General features: G+C 59.3%; 6 protein-coding genes and 1 rRNA gene. 2 read left to right on the plus strand and 5 right to left on the minus strand.

Annotation, left to right across the window (positions count from 1 at the left end; all coding sequences use genetic code 11):
- A 16S ribosomal RNA gene (locus DA373_RS15805) occupies positions 1–72 on the minus strand; the annotation flags it as partial.
- Positions 73–553: 481 nt separating this feature from the next.
- Here DA373_RS15805 and DA373_RS15810 point away from each other — a divergent pair.
- Positions 554–1,753 (plus strand): NnrS family protein, encoded by a 1,200-nt coding sequence (locus DA373_RS15810; RefSeq protein ID WP_107853235.1) that lies wholly within the window; start codon positions 554–556, stop codon positions 1,751–1,753.
- 74 nt (positions 1,754–1,827) lie between these two features.
- Here the strand turns inward: DA373_RS15810 and clpB are convergent, their stop codons facing one another.
- The 3 genes from clpB to rluD form a co-directional block, all read right to left on the minus strand.
- Entirely contained in the window at positions 1,828–4,401 is a 2,574-nt protein-coding gene (clpB, locus tag DA373_RS15815) for an ATP-dependent chaperone ClpB (protein ID WP_107853236.1), read from the minus strand.
- Between the two features lie 103 nt (positions 4,402–4,504).
- On the minus strand, positions 4,505–5,233 hold the full coding sequence (gene yfiH / locus DA373_RS15820) for a purine nucleoside phosphorylase YfiH (RefSeq protein ID WP_107853237.1): 729 nt from the start codon (positions 5,231–5,233) through the stop codon (positions 4,505–4,507).
- The gene (gene rluD, locus DA373_RS15825) at positions 5,224–6,204 is read right to left on the minus strand and encodes a 23S rRNA pseudouridine(1911/1915/1917) synthase RluD (protein ID WP_107853238.1); all 981 of its coding nucleotides are present in this window, start codon (positions 6,202–6,204) and stop codon (positions 5,224–5,226) included. The genes yfiH and rluD overlap by 10 nt, the downstream gene beginning before the upstream one ends.
- 102 nt (positions 6,205–6,306) lie before the next feature.
- Here rluD and DA373_RS15830 point away from each other — a divergent pair, with 102 nt between their 5' ends.
- A complete protein-coding gene (locus DA373_RS15830) occupies positions 6,307–7,053 on the plus strand; it encodes an outer membrane protein assembly factor BamD (protein WP_107853239.1) in 747 nt (248 codons plus the stop codon).
- On the opposite strand, the gene DA373_RS16535 is transcribed toward DA373_RS15830, so the two are convergent.
- Positions 7,028–7,222 (minus strand): hypothetical protein (locus DA373_RS16535; protein ID WP_232821387.1); only part of this gene is annotated, 195 nt, incomplete at its 5' end. The two genes, DA373_RS15830 and DA373_RS16535, sit on opposite strands and share 26 nt — an antisense overlap.

The following is a 7,222-nucleotide window of genomic DNA, read 5'->3' on the forward strand; positions in this document are numbered from 1 at the left end:
TTACCGCTCGACTTGCATGTGTTAGGCCTGCCGCCAGCGTTCAATCTGAGCCATGATCAAACTCTTCAATTAAAGATTTGATGCTCAATGAATATCTGAATTGCTGCTATTACTAGTGCACTTCACAAATCATTGAAAAACAATATTTTTTTGTTTCTCAAACGTCTGCGAGTGCCCACACAGTTTGCTTGATACTAATTTTTAAAGAGCGTTGCTCTGCAGCTCAAGGCTGCTTAAAGAGCGTTGACCGCTTTCGCGGGTCAGGGCTGCGTATTCTACGCAATCCTTTTTGTTCGTCAAGCGTTTATTTGAACTTTATGTCGTTCGCTTTCAACCCTTGTGACCGTCGGCGTGTTCCGCCGTGTCAGTGAGGGCGCATTATAGGGAGCCGCGGATTTTGCGCAAGGGCTTTTTTGATATTTTTATGAAAAAAAGCGACTTCGTATAAAAAACATACCAAAACCATCTTTTTGACTATTTTTGATCCAGATTCAGGTTTCTCTTATCGCCACCCCTATAATTGTCATATGAAATGCAACTAAAGGTAATCCATATGCAAATTCTGGATGCACAAAAGGAAAACAGCATCGTCCCCCTGTTCCGGCTGGGCTTTCGCGTGTTTTTTCTGGGCGGCGCCCTGCTTTCCTGTACCGCCATGGTACTATGGCTGCTGACCCTGCACGGTGTTCCCGTCCTGCCCGGAGTCAGCAATCCCGTCTGGTGGCATGCCCACGAGATGATTTTTGGTTTTGGCCTGGCCATTATCGCGGGATTTGTCCTTACCGCCATACAGAACTGGACCGGCATTCCCGGCGTGCGCGGCTGGCCGCTGGCACTGGTGTCCGGTCTCTGGCTGCTGCCCCGTCTGCTGATGCCGTTACGGGGTGAGCTGAACGGCCTGGTGATGGTGCTGGATCTGCTCTGGCTGCCGCTGGTCGCCGGTTTTCTGGCACGCCCGGTTATCCAGATAAAGCAGTGGCGCAACCTGTTTTTTGTACCCCTGCTGATGTTTATGACCCTGCTCAACGCCCTCAGTTATTATGCCGCCTTCAGTCAGAACTGGCTGCTGGCCGAGCGGGTATTTACCACCACAGTGCTGGCAATCGCCGCCCTGATCACCGTGATGGGCGGCCGGGTGATCCCTTTCTTTACCGCCCGGGCCACCGGAACCGACAAGCCAACGCCCATGCCTGTCCTTGAAAAACTGGCGTTGGGATCCATCTGGCTGGTTACCCTGGGCTGGCTGCTCTTGCCAAGAACCACACTGTTTAATGGCTTGCTCGCTATGGTGATGGTACTGGCCGCCGTGGCGCACCTGGTTCGTCTTTCCCGCTGGAACAACAAGCTGACCCGAGGCATTCCCCTGTTGTGGGTGCTGCACGCCGGCTATCTGTTTATTCCGCTGGGGCTGCTGGCCATGGCCGCGGCACTGCTGAGTGCCGGCATTACCGTGTCGCTGGCCAGCCACTGGCTGACCGCCGGTGCCATGGGCACCGTGATCCTAGGCATGATCGCCCGGGTGTCGCTGGGTCACTCCGGCCGGCCATTGGAGCTGAAAAAAGCCATGGTGGTGGCCTTTGTGCTGGTGATTACCGCCGGTCTGGTACGCACCCTGTTGCCCATGCTGGCCCCCGGACTGAGTGGTGTGGCCTATGATGTCAGCGCCCTGGCCTGGATAATTGCCTTTGGCATTTTCTGCCGGGTTTACTGGCCCATACTGACGCAACCCAGAGCCGATGGGCGCCCGGGCTAACCAGTGAAGAGTGAGGTGAGAAGGGTGAGGAGAAGGAGCTCCTCACTCCTTACCCCTCACTTTTTACTGCCGGATTACTGGTCCAGTATCAGTCCGTTGTCGTCGGCGTCGAGTTTCAGCGCCTTGCCGGGCACCACCCGACCGGAGAGCATGGCCTGGGCCAGGGGATCCTCCACCTTCTGCTGAATGGCCCGCTTGAGCGGGCGGGCGCCGAACAACGGGTCGAAGCCGGCCTGGGCCAGTTTTTCCAGCAGGGCATCGCTGATGGACACCTGATAATCCATGCGTTCGAGCCGCTCCACCAGCCCCTGCAGCTGAATACGGGCAATGGCCTTGATCTGCTCCTGAGCCAGGGGGTGAAACACCACGATTTCGTCGATACGGTTGATGAACTCGGGGCGGAACTGGTGCCCCAGCACCTCCATCAGCATGGCTTTCATCTGATCGTATTCACTGGAAGCACTGTGCTCCTGGATCAGATCCGAGCCGATGTTGGAGGTCATGATCACCACGGTATTGCGAAAGTCCACGGTGCGCCCCTGACCATCGGTAAGGCGACCATCATCCAGCACCTGCAGCAGAATGTTGAACACATCCGGGTGGGCCTTTTCCACCTCGTCAAGCAGGATCACCGAATAAGGCTTGCGCCGCACTGCCTCGGTCAGGTAACCGCCTTCCTCATAACCCACATAACCGGGAGGCGCACCCACCAGCCGGGACACCGAATGTTTCTCCATGAATTCCGACATATCGATGCGCACCATGGCATCGCGGCTATCAAACAGAAAGTCGGCCAGCGCCTTGCACAGCTCGGTCTTGCCCACCCCGGTAGGCCCCATAAACAGGAAAGAGCCCACCGGCCGGTTGGGATCCGACAACCCGGCCCGGCTACGGCGAATGGCATTGGCCACCGCGTCCACCGCCTCGTTCTGACCGATCACCTGCTCGTGCAGGCTGTCTTCCATGCGCAGCAGTTTTTCCTTTTCCCCTTCCAGCATCTTGGCTACGGGAATGCCAGTCCAGCGCGACAGCACATCGGCAATCTCTTCATCGGTCACCCGGTTTTTCAGCAGATGCTGCTCTTGCATCTCGGCCTGGGCAGCCAGATCCAGCTGCTTTTCCAGCTCGGGAATACGCCCATACTGCAGCTCCGACATGCGCGCCAGATCACTGGCTCGGCGCGCTACTTCCAGTTCCTGACGCACCTGCTCCAGCTCCGCCTTGATATGCTGAGTGCCGGCAAGGGCCGCTTTTTCTGAGGTCCACACCTCTTCCAGCTCGGCATATTCCTTTTCCTTCTCGGCTAGCTCATCACGAATGAGTTGCAGGCGCTTGCGGCTGCCTTCGTCGTCTTCCTTGAGCAAAGCCTGTTCTTCCAGTTTAAGCTGAATAATGCGCCGGTCCAGCCTGTCCAGCGGCTCGGGCTTGGAGTCAATCTGCAGACGAATACTGGAAGCTGCTTCGTCGATGAGGTCAATAGCCTTGTCAGGCAGCTGGCGGTCGGCAATGTAGCGGTGTGACAGGGTGGCAGCGGCCACGATGGCCGGATCAGTGATTTGCACATGGTGGTGCAGCTCGTAGCGCTCCTTCAGACCACGCAGAATGGCAATGGTGTCCTCCACCGTAGGCTCGTCGATCAACACCTTCTGAAAACGCCGCTCCAGGGCCGCGTCCTTTTCCACATACTGGCGGTATTCATCCAGGGTGGTGGCGCCCACACAATGCAGCTCGCCCCGGGCCAGCGCCGGCTTAAGCATGTTACCGGCATCCATGGCACCCTCGCCCTTGCCGGCCCCCACCATGGTATGCAGCTCGTCGATGAACAGGATCACCCGGCCTTCTTCCTTGACCAGCTCGTTGAGCAGTGCCTTGAGCCGCTCCTCAAACTCGCCCCGGTATTTGGCACCGGCCACCAGCGCACCCATATCCAGCGAAAGCACCCGCTTGTTCTTGAGGCCTTCCGGCACTTCCCCGTTGATAATACGCTGGGCCAGACCTTCGGCAATGGCGGTCTTGCCTACACCGGGCTCACCGATCAGTACCGGGTTGTTCTTGGTTCGCCGTTGCAGCACCTGAATGGTGCGGCGAATTTCATCGTCCCGACCGATCACCGGATCCAGCTTGCCCTGCTCGGCCCGCTCGGTGAGATCAATGGTGTATTTTTCCAGCGCCTGACGGGTTTCCTCGGCGTTGGGATCGTCCACCTTCTGGCCACCACGAATAGCGTCGATGGCCTTGGTGAGTTTGTCCTTGGTCAAACCTACCCGCTTGAGCAGCTCACCCAGCTCGCCTTTGTCGTCGAGAGACGCCAGCAGAAACAGCTCGGAAGAGATATAGGCATCCTTGCGCTGCTGGGCCAGCTTGTCGCACTGGTTAAGCAAGCGTCCCAGTACAGGTGACACCTGTACATCCATGTCGCCACCACTGACCCTGGGCAGCCGGTCGAGGGACTTGTCGAGCTCCACCCGCAACGCATTGCCATCCACCCCGGCGGCAGTGAGCAAAGGGCGCACGGTGCCACCTTCCTGGTTGAGCATGGCCACCAGCAGATGGGCCGGCTCGATATAGGCATGATCCCGCCCCAGCGCCATCGACTGGGCGTCTTGCAGGGCGAGTTGAAACTTACTGGTAAGACGATCAAGACGCATCAGCTTTCTCCTTGAAAGGCCCGCCGGAACGGGCATGCAAGCTTAAATACTGATACTAAGAATGGGGCCTTGTGGCCGATTTTCAACCGGCACCCAGGGGTTTTTACGCTTCCAGCCAGATAAACGAGGCCATGCGGCCGGTCTGGCCATCGCGCCGGTAGGAGAAAAACCGCTCGGGCTCGGACAGGGTGCAATGCTCGCCGCCGTAAATGTGGTGCACTCCGGCCGCCGCCAGTCGCAGCCGGGCCAGATGATAGATATCCGCCAGCCATTTGTCGCCATGGGGCTTGAAGGCGTCTGCAGCGAGGTCGGACTGAGCGATAAAGGCGTCGCGCACCTCACCGCCCACTTCAAAGGCATTTGCGCCGATGGCCGGCCCCAGCCAGGCCAGTACCGACCCGGGATCCACCTGCATTTTCTGCAGGGTGGCCTCCAGCACACCGGCGGCCAGCCCGCGCCAGCCGGCGTGGGCCGCCGCCACTACGGAGCCTTGCTGATCGCAGAACAACACCGGCAGGCAGTCGGCGGTCATCACCACACACACTCGCCCCGGCGTGCGGCTGACCATGGCGTCGGCGGTGAGGTTGTCGTTTTCCGCCGGCAACGTGAGCACCCGGGTACCGTGCACCTGCTCCAGCCAGACCGGCTCGGACGGCAGGTTCAGGCAGGCCGCCAGCCGCTCCCGGTTGGTGTGCACCGAAGCGGTATCGTCACCCACATGAGTGCCCAGATTCAGGCTGTGCCAGGGTGCATGACTGACGCCACCGGTACGGGTGCTCTGGGCAGCACACACATTTTCCGGCGCCGGCCAGTCGGGCAGAATTATATCCATACCAGATCATCCGGGTGGGCTTCGGTGTCGGCGCGCAGCACCTCCACCAGTTTGACCATGTCATCAGGAATGGGCGCATGCCATTCCATCATTTCGCCGGTTATCGGGTGCTCCAGCCGCAGCATGACCGCGTGCAGGGCCTGGCGCTTGAAGCCGCGCAGAAACTCCAGCAGCTCGGGATCGGCAGCCCGGGGCGGCTTGAGCCGGCCACCGTAGACGGGATCGCCCACCAGCGGATGCTTGAGGTGGGCCATGTGCACCCGGATCTGGTGGGTACGGCCGGTTTCCAGCCGCAACCGCAGCCGGGTATGGGCGCGGAACTTTTCCATCACCCGGTAGTGGGTTACCGCCGGCTTGCCACTGGGCGTCACCGCCATCTGAATACGCTGAGTGGGGTGACGGCCGATGTTTGCCTCCACGGTGCCACCGGCGGTCATATGGCCAATGGCCACGGCCTCGTATTCACGGGTAATGTGGCGGGCCTGCAGGGCACTGACCAGATGAGTCTGGGCCGGTACCGTCTTGGCCACTACCATCAGGCCGGTGGTGTCCTTGTCGAGCCGGTGCACAATGCCAGCCCGGGGCACCTCGGCAATGTCCGGGCAATGGTGCAGCAGGGCGTTAAGCAGGGTACCGTCGGGGGTGCCGGCGCCGGGGTGCACCACCAGACCGGCAGGTTTGTTAATCACCAGAATATCGTCGTCTTCGTAGACAATGTTCAGATCAATGGCCTGAGGCTCGAACCTGACTTCGTCTTCCAGCTCTGCGTTCACCACCACTTGCTGGCCGGGCAGCACTTTTTCCCGGGGTTTGCTGACCACGGTGCCGTCCAGCTGCACCTGCTCCTGCTGGATCCAGGTTTTGATGCGGGAACGGGAGTAATCGGGGAACATTTCCGCCAACGCCTGGTCCAGACGTTGACCGTATTGATGATCGGCTATCTCGCCGGTCAGTTCGATATGCTGGCTCATGAAGACCACTGGTTACCAAATGATATTTAATTGGTTATTCTAGCGGTTCTTGACGCTGAGCTTAATCAGTTTCCGAATTTTGCAATCACAATGGACTTTTCAATGGCGAAACAACGAAGCCTCTGGCTCACCCTGACACTGACCCTGGCGCTGGCCGCCACCGGCTGCGCCGGCACCAGCAAGAACGAAGTTCCGGATGAAGCGCCGGAAGTGCTGTATCAGGATGCCCAGGCACGGCTGCAGGCCGGAAACTACATTCGCGCCGCCGAGCTGCTGGAAGCCATGGACGCCCGCTATCCGTTTGGCGCCTACTCCAATCAGGTGCAGCTCGACCTGATTTACGCCTACTACAAGCAGGACGACACGGTTCGGGCGCTGGCCAACATTGACCGCTTTATTCGTCTGAACCCCAATCACCCCAGCATTGACTACGCCCGCTATATGCGCGGCCTTACCAATATGTCGGCGGACTACAACTTCTTTCAGGATCTGTTCAATGTGGACAGAGCCGACCGGGATCCCGGCTATGCCCGCCAGGCCTTTGCCGACTTTCGCCAGCTGCTGCGCCAGCACCCGGACAGCGTGTATGCTGCCGACGCCAGGGCGCGGATGATCAGCCTGAAAAACCGCCTGGCCCGCCATGATCTGGCGGTGGCCGAATATTACGTCAAGCGCCAGGCCTGGCTGGCCGCCGCCAACCGCGCCAAGTTTGTGGTGGAGTCCTACCCCGACACCGAGCAGCTCAAGCCCGCCCTGCAGATCATGCAGCAGGCCTATGACCAGCTCGGCCTCACCGGCATGGCCAACCACGCCGAAGCCGTGCTCAGGGCCAACTACCCGGCTGGCTGATCTTTCTTTCCGGCTGAACGCAAAAAACCCGCATCTGCGGGTTTTTTTGTTTGCCCAGCGAAGCTGGCAAACCCGTCAGGTTGAAAGAAACCTGAATCACCCTGACTGAGGGGAAGATAATCCGAATGGCAAGGGCGCTGTTGGCCAACGGCAGGGTCTGAAGGAAGCC

Origin of the sequence: Oceanimonas marisflavi, assembly GCF_003049725.1 — a bacterium.
Classification (GTDB): Bacteria; Pseudomonadota; Gammaproteobacteria; order Enterobacterales; family Aeromonadaceae; genus Oceanimonas; species Oceanimonas marisflavi.